17 protein-coding genes are annotated in these 17,119 nt (G+C 68.9%); 7 read left to right on the forward strand and 10 right to left on the reverse strand.

Annotated elements, in window-relative coordinates:
* Positions 1 to 139: 139 nt before the first annotated feature.
* Positions 140 to 1,336 carry an MFS transporter gene (locus tag L880_RS0118575; RefSeq protein ID WP_027476942.1) on the forward strand — a complete coding sequence of 399 codons (1,197 nt, stop codon included), beginning with the start codon at positions 140 to 142 and terminating at the stop codon, positions 1,334 to 1,336.
* Between the two features lie 86 nt (positions 1,337 to 1,422).
* Here the strand turns inward: L880_RS0118575 and L880_RS0118580 are convergent, their stop codons facing one another.
* Positions 1,423 to 1,719 (reverse strand): DUF4148 domain-containing protein, encoded by a 297-nt coding sequence (locus L880_RS0118580; RefSeq protein ID WP_027476943.1) that lies wholly within the window; start codon positions 1,717 to 1,719, stop codon positions 1,423 to 1,425.
* 74 nt (positions 1,720 to 1,793) lie between these two features.
* Positions 1,794 to 2,090 (reverse strand): hypothetical protein, encoded by a 297-nt coding sequence (locus L880_RS0118585; protein ID WP_027476944.1) that lies wholly within the window; start codon positions 2,088 to 2,090, stop codon positions 1,794 to 1,796.
* Between the two features lie 318 nt (positions 2,091 to 2,408).
* On the opposite strand from L880_RS0118585, the gene L880_RS0118590 reads away from it, so the two are divergent.
* On the forward strand, positions 2,409 to 3,974 hold the full coding sequence (locus tag L880_RS0118590) for a class I adenylate-forming enzyme family protein (protein WP_027476945.1): 1,566 nt from the start codon (positions 2,409 to 2,411) through the stop codon (positions 3,972 to 3,974).
* Positions 3,975 to 3,986: 12 nt separating this feature from the next.
* Here L880_RS0118590 and L880_RS0118595 read toward each other — a convergent pair whose 3' ends face one another.
* The 6 genes from L880_RS0118595 to L880_RS0118620 form a co-directional block, all read right to left on the reverse strand.
* A complete protein-coding gene (locus L880_RS0118595) occupies positions 3,987 to 4,550 on the reverse strand; it encodes a lipid-binding SYLF domain-containing protein (RefSeq protein WP_027476946.1) in 564 nt (187 codons plus the stop codon).
* A gap of 203 nt (positions 4,551 to 4,753) precedes the next feature.
* Positions 4,754 to 5,893 (reverse strand): CaiB/BaiF CoA transferase family protein, encoded by a 1,140-nt coding sequence (locus L880_RS0118600; RefSeq protein WP_051443419.1) that lies wholly within the window; start codon positions 5,891 to 5,893, stop codon positions 4,754 to 4,756.
* Positions 5,890 to 6,354: a PaaI family thioesterase gene (locus L880_RS0118605; protein ID WP_027476948.1), complete on the reverse strand. Its 465-nt coding sequence runs from the start codon at positions 6,352 to 6,354 to the stop codon at positions 5,890 to 5,892. Before L880_RS0118605 ends, L880_RS0118600 begins: the two co-directional genes overlap by 4 nt.
* A gap of 6 nt (positions 6,355 to 6,360) precedes the next feature.
* Positions 6,361 to 7,359, reverse strand: a complete 999-nt coding sequence (locus L880_RS0118610; RefSeq protein ID WP_027476949.1) for a tripartite tricarboxylate transporter substrate binding protein — start codon at positions 7,357 to 7,359, stop codon at positions 6,361 to 6,363.
* A 32-nt stretch (positions 7,360 to 7,391) separates the two neighbouring features.
* Positions 7,392 to 8,408, reverse strand: a complete 1,017-nt coding sequence (locus tag L880_RS0118615; protein ID WP_051443420.1) for a Bug family tripartite tricarboxylate transporter substrate binding protein — start codon at positions 8,406 to 8,408, stop codon at positions 7,392 to 7,394.
* 33 nt (positions 8,409 to 8,441) lie between these two features.
* Positions 8,442 to 10,202, reverse strand: coding sequence for an acyl-CoA dehydrogenase family protein (locus tag L880_RS0118620; RefSeq protein ID WP_051443421.1), 1,761 nt, complete (start codon positions 10,200 to 10,202; stop codon positions 8,442 to 8,444).
* A 92-nt stretch (positions 10,203 to 10,294) separates the two neighbouring features.
* Between L880_RS0118620 and L880_RS0118625 the strand changes: the two genes are divergently transcribed.
* Genes L880_RS0118625 through L880_RS0118635 form a run of 3 tightly spaced genes read left to right on the forward strand, consistent with a single transcriptional unit; the run spans position 10,295 to position 12,073 of the window.
* A complete protein-coding gene (locus tag L880_RS0118625) occupies positions 10,295 to 11,194 on the forward strand; it encodes a LysR family transcriptional regulator (protein WP_027476952.1) in 900 nt (299 codons plus the stop codon).
* 58 nt (positions 11,195 to 11,252) lie between these two features.
* Positions 11,253 to 11,645, forward strand: a complete 393-nt coding sequence (locus L880_RS32860) for a DUF6172 family protein (RefSeq protein WP_051443422.1) — start codon at positions 11,253 to 11,255, stop codon at positions 11,643 to 11,645.
* On the forward strand, positions 11,642 to 12,073 hold the full coding sequence (locus L880_RS0118635; protein WP_027476953.1) for a hypothetical protein: 432 nt from the start codon (positions 11,642 to 11,644) through the stop codon (positions 12,071 to 12,073). Before L880_RS32860 ends, L880_RS0118635 begins: the two co-directional genes overlap by 4 nt.
* A gap of 30 nt (positions 12,074 to 12,103) precedes the next feature.
* On the opposite strand, the gene L880_RS0118640 is transcribed toward L880_RS0118635, so the two are convergent.
* The gene (locus tag L880_RS0118640) at positions 12,104 to 13,321 is read right to left on the reverse strand and encodes a patatin-like phospholipase family protein (protein WP_043329909.1); all 1,218 of its coding nucleotides are present in this window, start codon (positions 13,319 to 13,321) and stop codon (positions 12,104 to 12,106) included.
* Positions 13,322 to 13,523: 202 nt separating this feature from the next.
* On the opposite strand from L880_RS0118640, the gene L880_RS0118645 reads away from it, so the two are divergent.
* On the forward strand, positions 13,524 to 13,898 hold the full coding sequence (locus tag L880_RS0118645; RefSeq protein ID WP_019573111.1) for a response regulator: 375 nt from the start codon (positions 13,524 to 13,526) through the stop codon (positions 13,896 to 13,898).
* An 11-nt stretch (positions 13,899 to 13,909) separates the two neighbouring features.
* On the opposite strand, the gene L880_RS0118650 is transcribed toward L880_RS0118645, so the two are convergent.
* Complete coding sequence (locus L880_RS0118650; RefSeq protein WP_027476956.1) at positions 13,910 to 14,830, reverse strand: LysR family transcriptional regulator; 921 nt, start codon at positions 14,828 to 14,830, stop codon at positions 13,910 to 13,912.
* Positions 14,831 to 15,010: 180 nt separating this feature from the next.
* On the opposite strand from L880_RS0118650, the gene L880_RS0118655 reads away from it, so the two are divergent.
* Positions 15,011 to 17,116: a 3-hydroxyacyl-CoA dehydrogenase NAD-binding domain-containing protein gene (locus tag L880_RS0118655; RefSeq protein ID WP_027476957.1), complete on the forward strand. Its 2,106-nt coding sequence runs from the start codon at positions 15,011 to 15,013 to the stop codon at positions 17,114 to 17,116.
* The last annotated feature ends 3 nt before the right edge of the window (positions 17,117 to 17,119 follow it).

Genomic DNA, 17,119 nt, shown 5'->3' on the forward strand with positions numbered 1-17,119 from the left:
AAAAATACTATTTCGCTTTCAGCAACAAAATAAACGCTTGGCACTGTTATGGCGCCGTCTGCACTGTGTTGGCGGCTGAGTGCACCAAAGCGGAATCGGACCATTCCCGGCAGAATCACACGCTTTTCAGAAGGTCCGAATGAACTCCTTGTCCCTGACCTTGCGCCTGCTGGGCCTGGCCGCCTTCGGCAGCATGGCTTCGATGCGGGTGTGCGACCCGATGCTGGGGGCGCTGGGCCATGACTTCAACGTCAGCACGGGCGAGGCCTCGCGGGTCATCGCGTCCTTTGCCGTGGCCTATGGCGTGCTGCAGTTGTTCTATGGGCCTTTGGGTGATCGTCTGGGCAAGATCCGGGTCATCAACCTGGCCACCGCGGGCTGCGCCGTGTTCAGTGCCTTGACGGCACTGGCCCCCAGCCTGGATGTGCTGGTTCTGTCGCGGGCCGCCATGGGTGGGGCGGCCGCCGGCATCATCCCGCTGTCCATGGCCTGGATCGGCGATCAGGTGGGCTATGAGCAGCGGCAGGCCACGCTGGGGCGCTTCATGGGCGCCACGGTCACCGGCATGATGGCCGGGCAGTGGTTTGGCGGCGTGGCCTCCGAATACCTGGGCTGGCGCATGGCCTTTGGCCTGCTGTCGGTGCTGTTCGCGCTGGCGGCGTTGACGCTTTACCGCAAGACCGGTGCGCAGCGCGCGGCACACGCCCAGGCCCTGGCCCAGACGCCGCCGGTGCCTTGGCAACGCTCCTTCCATGCCACGTTTACCTTGTTGCACCTGCCCCGGGTGCGTTGGGTGGTGTCTGTGACGGCCCTGGAGGGGGCATTGGCTTTCGGGACCCTGGCCTTTGTTCCGAGCCGCCTGGTCAGCACACTGGGTTTCAGCCCCTCGGCTGCAGGCGGCGTGATGATGCTTTATGGCGTCGGTGGATTGCTCTACAGCCAGTTCGTCACCCGATGGTTGCGGCTGCTGGGCGAACGCGGCCTGGCCCTGCTGGGGGGCGCGTTGATCGCCGTGTCGCTGTGGGCGCTGGCCTTTGTGCCGGTGGCGGCCGTGGCGGTGTCAGCCTGCTTTCTGGCCGGCCTGGGCTTTTACATGCTGCACAACACCTTGCAGACGCAGGCCACGCAGATGGCGCCGCACGCCCGTGGCAGCGCGGTCACGCTGTTTGCCTGCCTGCTGTTCCTGGGGCAAAGCCTGGGCGTGCTGGTGGTGGGCAGCACGGTGGACCAGGGCGGTCTGGCACCCGCCATGGCCCTGGCGGGCCTGGGTGTGCTGGTGCTGGCCTGGGCGGTCTCGCGGCGCGTGGCGGGGCGCATCGTGGTGCCGGCTGGCTGATACGTTCCAGGCACAAAAAAGCCCCGCGAAGCGGGGCAAGAGGGGTGTTGAGAGATCTCTGGCGTCTGGGCGTTGCGCGACCAGGCTCAGTAGCTCAGCTCGCCGCGCGGCAGTTGGCCGGCGCGGTTGGCGTCGATGGCGGCCTGGCGCACCTCGGTGCGGGTCAGGGCCGACTTGACCTGGGGTTGCACCTTGGACTTGGCGTCCACAGCCACGGCGGCCTGGCGGGCGGCCACGATGGCTTCCTGACGCACTTCGGCGCTGCTGCGCTGCGACACGCTGGCGGGGGTCTGCTGGTACTCGGCCAGGCCTTCGGCAAAGCTGGGGGCGCTGGCGAAGGCGGCGGCGGCGATCAGGGCGGTGGCGAAGATTTGGCGGTTCATGATGTACTTTCGAGTTGAAATGGGGTGATTGAGACGGTGCATGTGAGAGGCCCTGTCGGGCCACTCTGTGTCCATCAGTAGGTGCTGAAATCTTGAGCGGCGCGGCTCGCAGCGGCCGCTGCCTGGCGCACTTCGGCGCGGGTCAGAGCCGACTTCACCGGTGCAGCGATGCGCGACAGGGTGTCTGGGTCGGCGGCGCGCTGGGCGGCCACCAAGGCCTCGGCATGGACTTCGGCACGGCTGCGTTGCGACACCACCGGGGTCGGGCCCTGGTAGGAGTCGGCTTCACCGGCGGCAAAAGCCGGGGCGGCGGCGAAGGCTGCAGCAGCAGCGGCGGAGACGAGGACATAAGCCATCAAAGAGCGGGACATGGTGAGTTTCCTTTCGTATGCTGAAAAAACGTTCCGGGCAGGTCGGGCCGGGTGGCCTGGCTTGTCCAGCCTCGATGAAGCGTTGTTTCTGGCTCGCGGCTCATCGATGGAGTGACTGTAGGTGATCGTCCGTTGCAATAAAACAGCTTTTCTTGCAAATGAAAGTTCCGAAATTGGAAACAATCGGCACGAAACTCTGTGCACACAGCGCGCCCAAGCCGGGGCTGGCCCGTTGGTGGCGCGGCTCAGTCGCTGTTGCGACAGGGCGGATCGGGGGGGCGCTCCTTATCATTTCGCCTCCTTTGCCCCCGTACACCCATGACCCCCACCACTGCCTCTTCGCCCGCTGCCGCGGCCTTCCAGTCCATTCCCGACATGATCCGCGCCCACGCCCTGGTGGAGCCGGGCCGGCGGGCCCTGCTGGAAGAGCAGGGCGGCGCCACCCAGGCCCTGAGCTACGGCGAGCTGGACCGGCTCATGGACCAGGTGGCGGTGGCCCTGCAGCGTGACGGCGTGCAGCCCGGCCAGGCGATTGCCGTGTGTGCCAGCAGCTCCATCCCTTACGCTGCCGTGTTCCTGGGGGCCTTGCGCGCCGGGGTGGTGGTGGCCCCGCTGGCCCCTGGCAGCACACCGGAGGCCCTGGCCCGGATGATCGACGACGCCGGCGCCCGCCTGCTGTTCACCGACGCTGCCGCGGCCGCCACGGTGGCCGATGCCGGCCTGGGCCGGGTGCCGCGCATCGCGCTCGATGGCTCGCCGGTGGGCACGCCGCTGGCCCACTGGCTGGCAGGTGCCGATGCCCGCCCGGCCCGGGTCGAGATCGAGCCGGCCTGGCCCTTCAACATCATCTATTCTTCGGGCACCACGGGCACGCCCAAGGGCATCGTGCAGTCGCATGGCATGCGCTCGGCCCACGTGAGCCGGGGGGCAGTCTATGGTTACGGGCCCGAATCGCTGACCCTGCTGTCCACCCCGCTGTACTCGAACACCACCCTGGTGGTGTTCTTCCCCACGCTGGCTTTCGGCGGCAGCGTGTTCCTGATGCCCAAGTTCGACGCTGCCACCTACCTGCGTCTGGCCCAGCAGCACCGCATGAGTCACACCATGCTGGTCCCGGTGCAGTACCAGCGCCTGATGGCACGGCCCGACTTCGATGCCCACGACCTGGGCGCCACCCACATGAAGTTCTGCACCAGCGCGCCCTTCCACGCCGAGCTCAAGGCCGACGTGCTGGCCCGCTGGCCCGGCGGTCTGGTCGAGTTCTATGGCATGACCGAGGGCGGCGGCACCTGCATCCTCAATGCGCACTTGAACCCCGACAAACTGCACACCGTGGGTCAGCCAGCCGAGGGGCACGACATCCGCCTGATCGACGAAGCCGGTCAGGAAGTGCCCCCGGGCGAGGCCGGCGAGGTGGTGGGCCATTCGGCCGGCATGATGACCGGCTACCACGGCCAGCCCGAGAAGACGCGCGAGGCCGAATGGTTCGCGCCCGATGGCAAACGTTTCATCCGCACGGGCGACGTGGGCCGTTTCGATGCCGATGGCTTCTTGAGCCTGTTCGACCGCAAGAAGGACATGATCATCTCGGGCGGCTTCAACATCTACCCCAGCGATCTCGAGGCCTTGCTGCGCAGCCACCCGGCCGTGGCCGAAGCCGCGGTGGTGGGCATGCCCTCGGTCGAATGGGGCGAGACCCCGGTGGCCTTTGTGGTGCTGCAGCCCGGTGTCGATGTGGCCGCCGAGGCGCTGCGCCAATGGCTCAACGGGCGCGTGGGCAAGACCCAGCGCCTGGCCGCATTGCATCTGATCGACGAGCTGCCGCGCAGCGCCATCGGCAAAGTGCTCAAGCGCGAGCTGCGCGACGCCTACGCCGCGCGTTGAACCCAGGCCCGGTCAGGGCTTGATCTTCGAGATCTTGGTGCCCTCCAGGCTCAGGCTGGCCATCAGGCCTTCCTGGTCGAACACATAGGCATAGGCATCGTTCTTCAGGGTGGTGGTGCTCAGGTTGCGGGCCACCCCCTCATCCACCAGCACCACCGTCGGGCCCACGCCGAACTCCCAGCCTTGCGACTGGTGCAGGTACTTGACCGCCTTGTCGTTCATCAGGAAGACCACATAGCCATACGACTGGGCGCCGGCCTGCCAGCCGAAAGAGCCGGTGACCGAGTTGTAGAAGCCCTTGGGCAGGCCGTTCTCGTACAGCACGCCCTCACCATAGGCGCCGCCGAAAATCAAGCCGGCCTTGATGATCTTGGGGAACACCAGGATGGCCTTGGCGCTCTTGGCCAGGGCTTCCGAGCCCGGGCGGGTCTTGTACAGCTGTTGCAGGCTGAGCTGCGCCTGCTGGCTCAGGGCGCTGGCGTCGGCGGCCCATGCGGCGGGCGCGCTCAGGCCGGTGGCCAGCAGGGCCGCACCGGTGAGGGCCAGGGTCTGGAACATGCGACGGGTGGTGGTCATGGGTGTCTTCCTTGGTTCATGGCGAGTCGGGTGGGGCTGCGATTCAGCGCCCTGGTTTCACCATAGTCCGTCCAATAAGCCATAAGTGAACAAATGAGGCGGATGGCCGTTTTGGTTACAAATTCAAGCCTCACTCTTGCTTTTTGGAACATTTGAAGCGCTTGGAGCCGGGGTGAAGGGGCTCTGCCAAGCGCAGCAAGGCCTCAGACATCGGCCGGCGGTGGCATTCGATAGGTGGCCGGTGTGCGGCTCAGCTTGATGGGCGAGCCCAGGCCGCGGTAGCCGCCGGGCAGGCTCACGGTCATGCCGCGGTGGGCTGTGTGCGGGTGGCTCAGCGCCTGGGGCACATCGAGGATGGGCGCGCTGGGCACGCCCTGGGCCATCAACTGCTCGACCAGGGCCTCGCCCGCGTGTTGGGCCAGCAGGGGCAGCAAGGCGGCACGCAGCTCGGCGCGGTGCACCGAGCGCTGGCCCGCGGTGGCGTAGCGCGGGTCCTGCCCCAGGGCCGGCTGGCCCAGCACCCGGCACAGTTGCTGAAATTGCCGGTCGTTGCCTACCGCCAGAAACACCGGCGTGCTGGCGGTGGGAAAGGCGTCATAGGGGTAGATGTTGGGGTGGGCGTTGCCGGTGCGCGTGGGCACGCGCCCATCACCGAACCAGTTGGCCGCGTGCGGGTGCAGCAGCGACAGGCCGCAGTCGTACAGCGCCGCCTCCACAAACTGGCCGCGGCCGCTGCGCTGGCGCTCCTGCAGGGCCAGCAGGATGCCGATCACCGCGTTCAGGCCGGTCACCATGTCCACCACCGGCAGGCCCACGCGCAGGGGCTCGGCGCCCACTTCACCGTTCACGCTCATCAGGCCGCTCATGGCCTGGATGGCCGCGTCGTAGCCGGGCAGCCCGCCCAGCGGCCCGTCGGCGCCAAAGCCGCTGACACGCGCGTGCACCAGGCGCGGAAAGCGCTCGGCCAGGGCCTCATACCCCAGGCCCCATTTCTCGAGCGTGCCGGTCTTGAAGTTCTCCAGCAGCACATCGGCATCGGCCAGCAGGGCCAGCAGTTGCTCCCGCCCCTCGGGCAAGCTCAGGTCCAGTCGCATGCCGCGCTTGTTGCGGTTCAGGCCCATGTAATACGAGGCCACGCCGTTTTCGAAGGGCGGGCCCCAGGCGCGGGTCTCGTCGCCCTGCGGCGGCTCGATCTTGAGCACATCGGCGCCGTGGTCGGCCAGGATCTGGCCGCAGTAGGGGCCGCCCAGCACACGCGAGACATCGATGACGCGCACGCCGGCCAGCGCGCCTGGGGCCGGATGGGCTGAGGCGGGAGGGGCTGAGGGGTGGGGGGTGTTCATGGGCAGGGCCTGTCGGGTGTGGATGGGGTGGGGGAGGCGGAGGGCGTCGGGTCGGGTTGGCGCTCGACCAGTTTGAAGGTGCCGGTGGCGGTGGCCAGCAGGCGGCCGCTGTCGTCATATGCTTCGCCACGGGCAAAGCACAGGCTGCGGCCACGCTGGTCGCAGCGTGCCTCGGCCACCACGTCGCCGCGGCAGCTGGCCAGAAAGTGCACGTTCAGGTCGACGGTGACCACGCCCCAGCGCAGCGGCTCGTGGGCGCGCACGGCACAGGCCAGCACCGAGTCGAACAGCGCGCTGAGGGCGCCGCCATGCACGTCGCCGCGGCTGTTGCTGAAGTCGGGCCGGTGCGGCAGGCGCACGCGGGCCCGGTCGTCACCGATCTGTTCGCCGCGCAGCCCGAACAGGCGGGCCAGGGCGATGGGGTGGCCGAACAGGGTGCCTTCGTCAAACGGGGCTGGCATGGGTGTTCAGTCCAGTTGCCCGCGCTCGCGCAGGCGGGCCACCCGGGTCTTCTCGCGCGCCAGGGTCTGGATCGCGTAGGCGCGGTACTCGGTGGGGCCCAGGTAGTTGGCCCGCTGGTTGAGTTGCGCCATCACCTTCTGGCTGGCCGGCGACTCCAGGGCCTTCTTGAAGGCGTCATGCAGCCGCTGGGCCCGCTCGGGGGGCAGGCCGCGTGGGGCGGCCAGGCCGTAGGGCGAGTCGATCCACAGCGGGATGCCGCTGTCGACCAGGGTGGGGGTCTTGCTGTCGTTGGGCAGGGGCTTTTCGGTCAGCATGACCAGGTAGCGCAGCTTGCCCGACTCGATGTGCGGCATGGCCACGCCCGACAGCGGGGCTGCGTCCAGGTGCCCGCCCAGCAAGGCGGCGGTGATGTCGGCATCGCCCTTGTAGGGCACCATGTTGAGTTCGATGCCGGCGGCGGCCGCGATCTCGTCCATCACGATGCGCGGGGTGCCGATGGCGCCGGCCGCACCCACATTGATCTTGCCGGGGCGGCGCTTCGCGTCGGCCGCAAAGTCGGCCCAGGTCTTCCAGGGCGCGTTGGCGGGCACGGCCAGGCCAAAGGTGTAGTCGGACAGCAGCAACAGGTAGCTGAAGGTGGTGGCCGGGTCGTAGGGCACCTTGTTGATGAAGGGCTCGCGGTACACCGAGGCCGGCAGGATGGCCAGGGTGTAGCCGTCGGCCGCGGCACGCGCCAGGGCTGCGGCGGCATTGGTGCCGTTGGCCCCGGGGCGGTTGTCCAGCACCACCGGCTGGCCCAGCTGCTGGCCCGCCACCTCGGCCAGCGCACGCAGGTGCTGGTCGGTGGGCCCGCCGGCCCCGTAGGGCACCAGCAGGGTGATGGGCTTGGTCGGGAAGGCGGTGCTTTGCGCGAGGGCCGGGCCTGTGATGGTGGCGGTGGCGGCCAGGGCCATGCTCAGCCACTGACGGCGGTTGGGGGCGTTCTGTGAGGATGGTGTGGTCATGTCGTGTCTCCCTGAAATCGTTGGCGGGGCGCTCAATCGAGCTGGGCCCCCGAGGCTTTCACCACCTCGCGCCACAGCGCCACCTCGCTGCGGATGAACTGGCCCAGTTGCTCGGGGCGGGTCTGGGTGGCGATCTCCAGGCCCTGGGCCTCCAGGGTCTGGCGCACCTCGGGCTGGTTCAGGGCCTGCACCAGGGCGGTGTTCAGGCGCTGGATGGTCTCGGGCGGGGTGCCGGCCGGCACCACGATGCCGAAGAACACGCTGACGTCAAACGGGTTCAGGCCCTGCTCCTGCAGCGTGGGCACCTCGGGCAGGCTCTTGGAGCGGGTGGCCGAGGTGACGCCCAGGATGCGCAGCTTGCCGGCCTTGATGTGGGGCAGGGCGGTCAGTACATCGGTGAAGGCCATGGACACCTGGCCGCCCAGCAGGTCGTTCAGTGCCGGGCCCGTGCCCTTGTAGGGCACGTGCTGGATGTCGGTGCCGGCACGCATGTTGAACAGCACCCCCGCCAGGTGCGAACTGGCGCCATTGCCCGACGAGGCATAGCTCAGCTTGCCCGGGTTGGCCTTGGCGTGGGCGATCAGTTCGCTCACGTTTTTGGCCGGCAGGCCCGGGTGCACCACCAGCACATTGGGCAGGTGGCCGATGCGGATCACGGGCGCAAAGCTCTTGATCGGGTCGTAGCCCATCTTGCTGTACAGGCTCACATTGATGGCCAGGGGGCCCGAGGTGCCGAACAGCAGGGTGTTGCCATTGGGGGCGGCGCGGGCCACCACCTCGGCGCCGATGTTGCCGCCGGCACCGGGCCGGTTGTCCACCAGCACGCTCTGGCCCAGCAAGGGCTTGAGCGCATTGGCCAGGGTGCGGGCCATGGCATCGGTGGGGCCGCCGGGCGAGAACGGCACCACCAGCGTGACGGGCTGTGGGTTGCCCTGGGCCCCGGCGGGCAGGCTGGACAGCAGCAGCGTCGGGGCGGCCAGCAGGCTCAGCTGCCGCAAGGACTGGCGCCGGTTGAGGCGCCGGTTGAGGGGGTGGGTCGTGGGGGTCATGGGGCTTGTCTCCTGTTGTTTTTGGGGGGGCGCTCAGCTGTCAGACCACAGGTTGACGCGGGCCACACCGCCGGTCGAGGGCGTGGGGTCGAACAAGGGGCCCAGGTCAACGGAGGCCGTCGTGGGGCCTTGCAGCGGGTCGTGTGGCAGCAGGCGGTGCAGCAGCACCAGCTGGGCCATCAGCATGCGGCGCGCCGAGCCGGTGCGGCTGGCCTCCCAGCCCATGGCGGCGGCTGCGCTCAGGTGGTAGAGCGCCGAGGCGGCCTGGCGGGTCAGGGCTTCGTGCTCGCGCTCGGTGGCGGCCAGGGCCAGGGTGCTGGCCTGCTCCACCAGGCCCAGCAGCCGGGCCTGGGCGGCGGGGTGCCACTGGCTGTCGGCGATCAGTTGCCGCACATGGGCCTGCCACACCGGCAGCGAGCCCTCGCGCCGGATGGCGCGCATCACGTCCAGGGCCACGATGTTGCTGGTGCCCTCCCAGATCGAGCCCAGGTGGGCGTCGCGCACGATGCGCGGGTCGCCCCATTCCTCGATGTAGCCGCAGCCGCCGCGCACCTCCATGGCGTCGCCGGCCACGCGCCGCGCGTCGCGGCAGGCGCGGAACTTGATCAGCGGCGTCAGCAGCCGGGTCAGGGCGTAGGCACCGGGCTCGCCTGCGTCGGCGCGGCGCAGGGCGTCGGCGGTCTGGAACACCATGCTGCGGGCCTCTTCGGCGGGCAGCAGGATCTTGGCCAACTGGCGCTGCATCAGCGGCATGTCGATCAGGTGGCGGCCAAAGGCCTGGCGATGCCGGGCGATGTGCAGGGCCTCGGCCACGGCGCGGCGCATCAGGCCGGCGGCCCGCATGCCGTTGGACAGGCGCGAGTTGTTCACCATGTCGGCCATCTGGGCAAAGCCGCGACCCAGCTCGCCCACCAGCCAGGCCTTGGCGCCTTCGAGGCGGATCTCGCCGCTGGCCATCGAGCGGGTGCCCAGCTTGTCCTTGAGGCGGATGATGCGGTAGGCATTGGCGCTGCCGTCCGGCAGCTCGCGCGGCAGCAGGAACAGCGACACGCCCTTCATGCCGGCCGGGCCGCCCTGGTGGCGCGCCAGCACCATGGCCAGGCCGGCGTCGGGGTTGGAGCAGAACCACTTGTCGCCATGCAGGCGCCAGGCCTGCGGGTCTTCGGGGTCGGGGCGGGCTTCGGTGCTGGTGGCCGCCACGTCCGAGCCGGCGCCTTGCTCGGTCATGAACATGGCGCCCTGGGTCAGGGCATCGAGGTCTTGCGTCACCAGGCGGTCGAGGTAGCGCTGCACCAGGGCCGGCTCGCCGTACTTGCGCAGGGTTCGGGTCAGCGAGTCGGTCATCGACAGCGGGCAGCACAGGCCGAACTCGGCCTGCACGAACAGGTAGCTCAGCGCGTACTTGGCGGCCGCCGGCATGGGCTGGGGCCAACCCAGCACGCCGGCGCGGTGCGACATCGCGGCCAGGCCGAATTCGCTGAAGGCCAGCCGCTCCATCTCGATGTAGTCGGGGTGCTTGAGGATGCGTTCCTGGTCCAGCCCGGTGCGGGTGCGCAGCTGCAGGGTGGGCGGGTTCTGGTCGGCGCTGTGGGCCAGCTCGTCGAGGCGGCCGCCGGCCAGGGCGCCCAGGCGCTCCAGGTGTGGCTGCAGGTGGGCGGCCAGGTCGGGCGGCAGGTACAGGGGCAGCAACTGCTGCAGCTCGGTGTCTTCCAGGTAGGCGTTGGTGCCGGCGCGATCGGGCACCGGGTGTTCGGTGGGAGGCGTTTGAAGAGCTTGGGGCAGGCGGGCGTTCATGGGTCGGGCTCCAGGGCAGGGGATGCGGCATTGTTCAAAGCGCGGACTGTTGTGTCTAATATTGAATTTCACTGATCCGATCTGAAATTTGTATGGCCGTTGAAATGCGCCACCTGCGCTACTTCCTGGTGTTGGCCGATGAACTGCACTTCGGCCGCGCGGCGCGGCGCCTGCACATCGCCCAGCCGCCGCTCAGCTTCAACATCAAGCAGCTGGAGCAGACCCTGGGGGTGCAGCTGCTGGAGCGAAACAGCCATGGCGTCAAGCTGACCCCGGCGGGCGAGGTGTTCCGCCAGTCGGCCGCGCGGGTGCTGGCCGAGACCGAAGCCGCCACCCAGCGGGCGCGCGATGTGGCCCAGGGCGTCACGGCGCGGGTGCGCATCGGCTTTGTCGGCTCCATGCTGTTCCGTGGCCTGCCCGAGCGCCTGCAGGCCTTCCAGGCCCTGCACCCGCAGGTGCAGACCGAGCTGATCGAGCTCAATTCGGCCCAGCAGCTCGAGGCCATGGCCCGCGGCAGCATCGATCTGGGCTTTGTGCACACCGCCCGCGTGCCGCCGGATCTGAGCCGCTCGCTGTACATGTCCGAGCCCTTTGTGGCCTGCCTGCCCGAGGCCCACCCGGCCGGTGGGCCGCAGGGGGTGGACCTGGCGGTCCTGGCCAGCGAGCCCCTGGTGCTGTTCTCACGCGGGGCCTCGCCTGATTACTACGAGCGCGTGCTCACCTTGTCGGGCCAGTTGGGCCTGCAGCCGCGCGTGCGCCACGAGGTGCGGCACTGGCTCAGCGTGGTGGCCCTGGTCGGCAAGGGCATGGGCTGGGCCCTGGTGCCGCAGGCGCTGGCCGGCAGCGGCGTGGCCGGCGTGGCCTACCACCTGCTGCCCCCGTCGGACATCCGCTCGGAGGTGCATCTGGTCTGGAACGAGCGCAGCATGCCGGCGGTGTTGCCGCTGCTTTTGGGGGCCTTGCAATCCTCCGAGATGGCGCAGGTCGCATAATCGCGCCCTTGGCCAGCACCGCCCACAGGGGGCCGTTGCTGGCATCTGAAGGGCTCTTGTGAGAAAAACATACAGTTTCCAGGCTGAAGGCCGCCACCCCGACCGGGTGCTCGAATCGGTCAAGCACGACATCCGCAAATACCTCAAGCGCGAGCGTCGCCGCGACCTGCCCGAGGGCGCTGATTTCTGGGATTTCGACTGCCGCATCGGCGCCGACAAGGACAGCGCCGAGGTGGTGCTGCTGTCGGCCCTGATCGGCCAGGTCGATGCCATCGCCAAGGGCGGTGCCACCCAGGCCTATGTCGAGGTGCTGGCCCGCGCCGCGCAGCGCCCGCCCCGGCCCGAAGGCTGGGTGTCCAAGCGCGAAGCGGCCCTGGCTGCGGGTCTGGACGGGCACGGCGGCGACGGCGAAGATGAGGCCGACGACACCGAGCAGGAGCCCCAACCATGATCCTCACCGACATCGCGATCGAACACGTCTACAAGGGCCGCAAGGTCAGCGAGCCGGTCACCTTCACGGTGCACCCCTTTGCCGAGCCGGAGGGCGAACACGCCGGCCTGTTCGAGGTGATGCTGAGCCTGCGCGGCTCGGGTGAAGACAAGGTGCGCTCGGGCTGGGTCACGCTGGAGCAGCTGGCCGAGCTGTACGCCCGCGAGCTGATGGTCAAGCGCGGCCTGCGCCTGCGGGTGCGCCCGCTGGCCGACGGCGTCTACCCCGACACGTTTCCGGGCAAGAAGGTGCCGCGCAGCTGCGTGGCGCCGGGCTCGGATTTCGAGCGCCTGATCAAGTCGGTGGACCGGGCCCGCCCCGTGTCGGCCGGCCTGCGCGCCCAGATCGCGCTGTGGGACGCGCCGCCTGAAGAAGAGCCTGAGGCCTGAGCGTTCAGGCCCTCGGTTCCGACCACGGGTTCACACGATCGGCTGCGCCAGCCGCCGCTGCGGCCAGCCGAAAAACCGGGCCACCTCCTCGCGCCGGGCCAGCGTGTCGGCCTCACCCAGCGCCATCAGCGCGTGGGTGTAAGAGGCCTCGAACAGCAGGTAGCTGGCCAGGGCCGAGCCCTGGGCCTGCGGCCCGGCCTTGCTGACACCGGCCCCATGCAACAGCGTGCGCACCGGCCCGGGCAGGGCGTCCAGGTGGCGGGCGGCGATGTCGTCCAGGCGCTGGCTGGGGGCGATCACCAGACATTCCACCGGGCGCAGCGGCGTGTTCTCCAGCGCCTGCGCCGGCAGCAGTGACAGGGTGCGGTTGATGCGCGCCAGGCGCTCGATGTCCACCGCCATGGCGTCCAGAAAAATGCTCGACATGGCATGGCCTGCAATTTGCGCGAGGCTGGGGTAGCGCCGGTCGGGCAGGCGTTGGGCGGCGGGTTCGTGCATGCGGCCGGCGCCGATCACCAGCATGCGCTGCGCCCCCAGGTGGATGGCGGGCGACAGCGGCGCGGTCTGGCGCATGGTGCCGTCGCCATACCAGGCCGAGCGGCCCTCGCTGAACAGGCGCTGGGCCGGAAACACAAACGGAATGGCCGCCGAGGCCAGCAGGTGTTCATGGGACAAGGCCGTGGGCACGGCCAGGCGCTGCGAGCGCACCCAGGGTTCGATCGGCTGGGTCGAGTTGTAGAAGGTGACGTGCTCGCCCGTGCTGTAGCTGGAGGCGGTCACGGCCAGGGCATGCACATGGCGCCGTGCCAGCATGGCGGGCAGGCGCTCCATCGGCACCACGCGTTGCAGCAGTCCGATCAGGGGGCTGTTGTCGAGCAGCGAGCGCGGGCGAAAGCGCCGCCAGCGCGCCAGCGCCCAGCCGATCGAGAGCATGGTCAGCCATTGGGCGCCGTTGCGGGCCACGCCCAGCATGTCGGCGCGGTACACGTCCTCGGCGCGGAAGTGCGCCCATACCTCGGTGATGCGGGCCACGGCGTCGTTGAAGTCGTCGGCATGGCAGGCCAGGGCGGCGCTGTTGATGGCGCCGGCCGAGGTGCCGACGATGATGCCGAAGGGGTTGACCCGGCTGTCCGCCTCGCCCACGGCCTCGCGGCGCAGGGCGGCCAGGGTCTTGAGAACGCCCACCTGGTAGGCGGCGCGGGCGCCGCCTCCGCTGAGCACAAGAGCAGTTCGGCTGGGGTCGATCATGCGGTGTGTTGGGGGGACGGCACCCCATTGGTACCGCTTGACCTGCAGAATATCCCAGTTATCTTGAACTTAGGAGGGTGACTGCCCTGCCTCAGGACTTGCCCTGTATTGCGGGGTTCGCGCAGTGGCCGCCTGCAAAGCCGCCTTAAAATCCCCCAGCCCGATTCAGTTCGGTCCCAGACATTCAACCGGAATCCAGAGCATGAGCCTCAGCAAAGTGGTGCTGATCATTGATGACAACGACGACATCCGACGCCTGCTGCGCATGACGCTCGAGTTCGAGGATTTCGACGTGGTCGAAGCCACCCACGGGGCCGAGGGGCTGGAGATGGCGCACCTGCGCCGCCCCGACATGATCATCTGCGACGTGATGATGCCCGGCATGTCAGGCCACGAGGTGTGCCAGGCCGTGACCATGGACCCCGAGCTGACCGGCATCCCGGTGCTGATGCTGTCGGCCCTCGACAAAAAGACCGATGTGGACCAGGCGCGCGACGCCGGGGCCCGCGGCTACCTCACCAAGCCTTTTTCGCCCACCGAGTTGATGCACGCCGTGCGCCACCTGGTGGGCCGCTGAGCCCCTCTGGATCAGGTCGCGCTGGCCGTCTCCGGCGGGCTGTGGCCCGGCATGGCCTTGCCCAGGATGAAGTCGATGCAGGTGCGCACGGCACGGGTCTGGTGCCGGTTGGGCATGTACAGCAGGTACATGCCGGTGCCGAAGATGCTCAGCCGGTATTCGTCGAACAGGGTCTGCACCTCGCCGCTGTCCACTGCGTCCTGCACCACGTAGTCGGGCACCAGGCCCACCCCCAGCCCGGCCAGGATGCCGTCGCGCAGAAACGGAAAATGCTCCGAGATCAGCGTCGGCTCCAGCGTGATCTCTTCGCGCACCCCCTCCAGATAGGCCCGCAGGCGCAATTGCCGGCCCACCACCCCGGAGGTGATCAACGGGGCGGTGCGCAGCTGCTCCAGCGTCAATGGGCGGCCATGCGCCTCAAGCCAGCCGCGTGAGGCGCAGGCCAGGTAGCGCACCGGGCCCAGGTCGCGCGCCACCAGCTGGGGCGGCGGCTCGGGCATGACGCGGATGGCGATGTCCACGCCGTCGCGCACCAGATCGTCCACGCGGTTCTCGAACATCACATCGAGCACGATGCCGGGGTACAGGCGCTTGAACTCGATCAGCCAGGGCGACATCACCATCTGCCCATAGCCGCTGGGCACGCTCAGGCCCACACGGCCCTGCAGGCCCTGACCCAGGGTGTTGATGGTCTCGCGGGCGGCCAGCAGTTCGTTGACGATGCTGCGCCCATGCTCGTACAGCCGCATGCCCACCTCGGTGGGCTCCACCCGGCGCGTGGTGCGCCGCACCAGCTGCACGCCCACCGACTTCTCCAGCTGGCTCAGGTGGTAGCTCACGTTGGCGCGGCTCATCTTGAGCTTGCGCGCCGCCTGGCTGAGGTTGCCTGAATCGATGATCTCGACCAGCAGGGTGAGGGAGCCAAGGTCCAGGCTGTGCATCAGATGGGTGGTTGTTCAAAATGGTTTGACAGTCTGTCAATGGTTCATGGGATTGTCAAGAATGACTGTCGCCACAACAATCGCTGGCTGTGGCGGATTCATCTGCCAGCCTCCTGCCTGCCAACTGCTTGTCATTGGCTTGCCATTTCATAGCCTCCGGAGACAAAACCCATGACCGAAGCCGTCAAGACCACCCGCAGCGGCGCTGTGCTGGTGGCCACCGTGGACAACCCCCCCGTCAACGCCCTGGGCGTGGCGGTGCGCGCCGGCCTGAAGGCCGCCATCGAGGCCGCCGAGGCCGACCCCGCGGTGCAGGCCGTGCTGATCGTGGGCGCGGGCCGCGCCTTCATCGCCGGTGCCGACATCCGCGAGTTCGGCAAGCCGCCGCAAGCCCCCTCGCTGCCCGAGGTGTGCCGCACCATCGAGCTGTGCAGCAAGCCCGTGGTGGCCGCCATCCATGGCCCGGCCCTGGGCGGCGGGCTCGAAATCGCCCTCTCGGCGCACTACCGCGTGGCCATGCCCGGCAGCAAGCTGGGCCTGCCCGAGGTGCAACTGGGCCTGATCCCGGGCTCGGGCGGCACCCAGCGGGCACCACGCCTGGCCGGCATCCAGGCCTCGGTCGAGCTGATGCTCAGCGGGCGCCACATCGGGGCCGATGAGGCCGTCAAGCTGGGCCTGGTCGACCGCGTGGGCAGCGCGGCCGACGCGCTGACCGAGGGCCTGACCTATGCCGGCGAACTGCTGGCCCGCCAGGCCCCGGTGCGCCGCAGCTGCGACGCGCTGGCGCTGGCCGACAAGGCCGCCGCCCAGGCCCAGCTCGACGCCTTGAAGGTCGACACCGCCAAGAAGAGCAAGGGCCTGTTCTCCCCCCTCAAGATCATCGAAGCCGTGCAAGGCGCCCTTGACCTGCCTTTTGACGAAGGCATGAAGCGCGAACGCGAGCTGTTCCTGCAATGCATTGACAGCCCGCAGCGGGCCGGTCTGATCCATGCCTTCTTTGCCGAGCGCGAAGTGGTCAAGGTGCCCGAGGCCAAGGCCGCCCAGCCGCGCCCCTTCAACACCATCGGGGTGGTGGGCGGCGGCACCATGGGTGCCGGCATCGCGGTGTCGGTGCTCGATGCCGGCCTGCCGGTCACCATGGTCGAGCGCGATGCCGAATCGATTGCGCGCGGTCGCGCCAATGTCGAGAAGGTGTACGACGGCCTGGTCGCCAAGGGCCGCATGAGCCCCGAGGCCAAGGCCGCGGTGATGGCCCGCTTCAGCGGCAGCACCTCGTATGACGCACTGGCCCAGGTCGACCTGGTGATCGAGGCGGTGTTCGAGGAGATGGGCGTCAAGAAGGCCGTGTTTGCCGAACTCGACCGCGTCTGCAAGCCCGGCGCCGTGCTGGCCACCAACACCTCCTACCTCGACATCGACGAGATCGCGGGCAGCGTCAGCCGCCCGCAGGATGTGGTGGGCCTGCACTTCTTCTCGCCGGCCAACATCATGAAGCTGCTTGAGATCGTGGTGCCCGCCCGGGTCAGTGCCGATGTGGTGTCCACCGCCTTCGCGCTGGCGCAAAAGCTCAAGAAGGTGCCGGTGCGCGCCGGTGTGTGCGATGGCTTCATCGGCAACCGCATCCTGGCGGTGTACCGGGCGGCCGCCGACCACATGATGGAAGACGGCGCCTCGCCCTACCAGATCGACCAGGCCGTGCGCGATTTTGGCTACCCCATGGGGCCGTTCCAGGTGTCCGACCTGGCCGGCGGCGACATCGGTTGGGCCACGCGCAAGCGCCGTGCCGCCACCCGCGACCCGCAGGCCCGCTACGTGCAGATCGCCGACCGCATCTGCGAGCGCGGCTGGTTCGGCCAGAAGACCGCCCGGGGCTACTACCTGTACCCCAACGGCGCCCGCGTCGGCAGCCCCGACCCCGAGGTGCTGGCCATTGTGGACGCCGAGCGCGAGCGCGCCGGCATCACGCCGCGCGCCTTCAGCAACGAAGAAATCATGCGCCGCTACATGGCCGCCATGGTCAACGAAGGGGCCAACGTGGTGCACCAGGGCATCGCGCTGCGCCCGCTCGATGTGGACGTGACCTTTGTCTACGGCTACGGCTTTCCGCGCTTCCGCGGTGGCCCCATGAAGTACGCCGACATGGTGGGCCTGCCGCGGATCCTGGCTGACATCGAAGCCTTCGCCAAGGAAGACCCGCTGTTCTGGAAGCCCTCGCCCCTGCTGGTGGAACTGGTCGCCAAGGGTGCCAATTTCGACTCGCTGAACAAGCCCGAATAAGTC

The sequence above is a fragment of the Curvibacter gracilis ATCC BAA-807 genome (assembly GCF_000518645.1).
In the GTDB taxonomy this organism is placed as follows: domain Bacteria; phylum Pseudomonadota; class Gammaproteobacteria; order Burkholderiales; family Burkholderiaceae_C; genus Curvibacter; species Curvibacter gracilis.

Excerpts from the sequence above, each read along its gene's own strand:
- L880_RS0118575 (WP_027476942.1), top strand. The coding sequence starts at position 140 with ATGAACTCCTTGTCCCTGACCTTGCGCCTGCTGGGCCTGGCCGCCTTC.
- L880_RS0118580 (WP_027476943.1), bottom strand. The coding sequence starts at position 1,719 with ATGAACCGCCAAATCTTCGCCACCGCCCTGATCGCCGCCGCCGCCTTC.
- L880_RS0118585 (WP_027476944.1), bottom strand. The coding sequence starts at position 2,090 with ATGTCCCGCTCTTTGATGGCTTATGTCCTCGTCTCCGCCGCTGCTGCT.
- L880_RS0118590 (WP_027476945.1), top strand. The coding sequence starts at position 2,409 with ATGACCCCCACCACTGCCTCTTCGCCCGCTGCCGCGGCCTTCCAGTCC.
- L880_RS0118595 (WP_027476946.1), bottom strand. The coding sequence starts at position 4,550 with ATGACCACCACCCGTCGCATGTTCCAGACCCTGGCCCTCACCGGTGCG.
- L880_RS0118600 (WP_051443419.1), bottom strand. The coding sequence starts at position 5,893 with ATGAACACCCCCCACCCCTCAGCCCCTCCCGCCTCAGCCCATCCGGCC.
- L880_RS0118605 (WP_027476948.1), bottom strand. The coding sequence starts at position 6,354 with ATGCCAGCCCCGTTTGACGAAGGCACCCTGTTCGGCCACCCCATCGCC.
- L880_RS0118610 (WP_027476949.1), bottom strand. The coding sequence starts at position 7,359 with ATGACCACACCATCCTCACAGAACGCCCCCAACCGCCGTCAGTGGCTG.
- L880_RS0118615 (WP_051443420.1), bottom strand. The coding sequence starts at position 8,408 with ATGACCCCCACGACCCACCCCCTCAACCGGCGCCTCAACCGGCGCCAG.
- L880_RS0118620 (WP_051443421.1), bottom strand. The coding sequence starts at position 10,202 with ATGAACGCCCGCCTGCCCCAAGCTCTTCAAACGCCTCCCACCGAACAC.
- L880_RS0118625 (WP_027476952.1), top strand. The coding sequence starts at position 10,295 with ATGGCCGTTGAAATGCGCCACCTGCGCTACTTCCTGGTGTTGGCCGAT.
- L880_RS0118635 (WP_027476953.1), top strand. The coding sequence starts at position 11,642 with ATGATCCTCACCGACATCGCGATCGAACACGTCTACAAGGGCCGCAAG.
- L880_RS0118640 (WP_043329909.1), bottom strand. The coding sequence starts at position 13,321 with ATGATCGACCCCAGCCGAACTGCTCTTGTGCTCAGCGGAGGCGGCGCC.
- L880_RS0118645 (WP_019573111.1), top strand. The coding sequence starts at position 13,524 with ATGAGCCTCAGCAAAGTGGTGCTGATCATTGATGACAACGACGACATC.
- L880_RS0118655 (WP_027476957.1), top strand. The coding sequence starts at position 15,011 with ATGACCGAAGCCGTCAAGACCACCCGCAGCGGCGCTGTGCTGGTGGCC.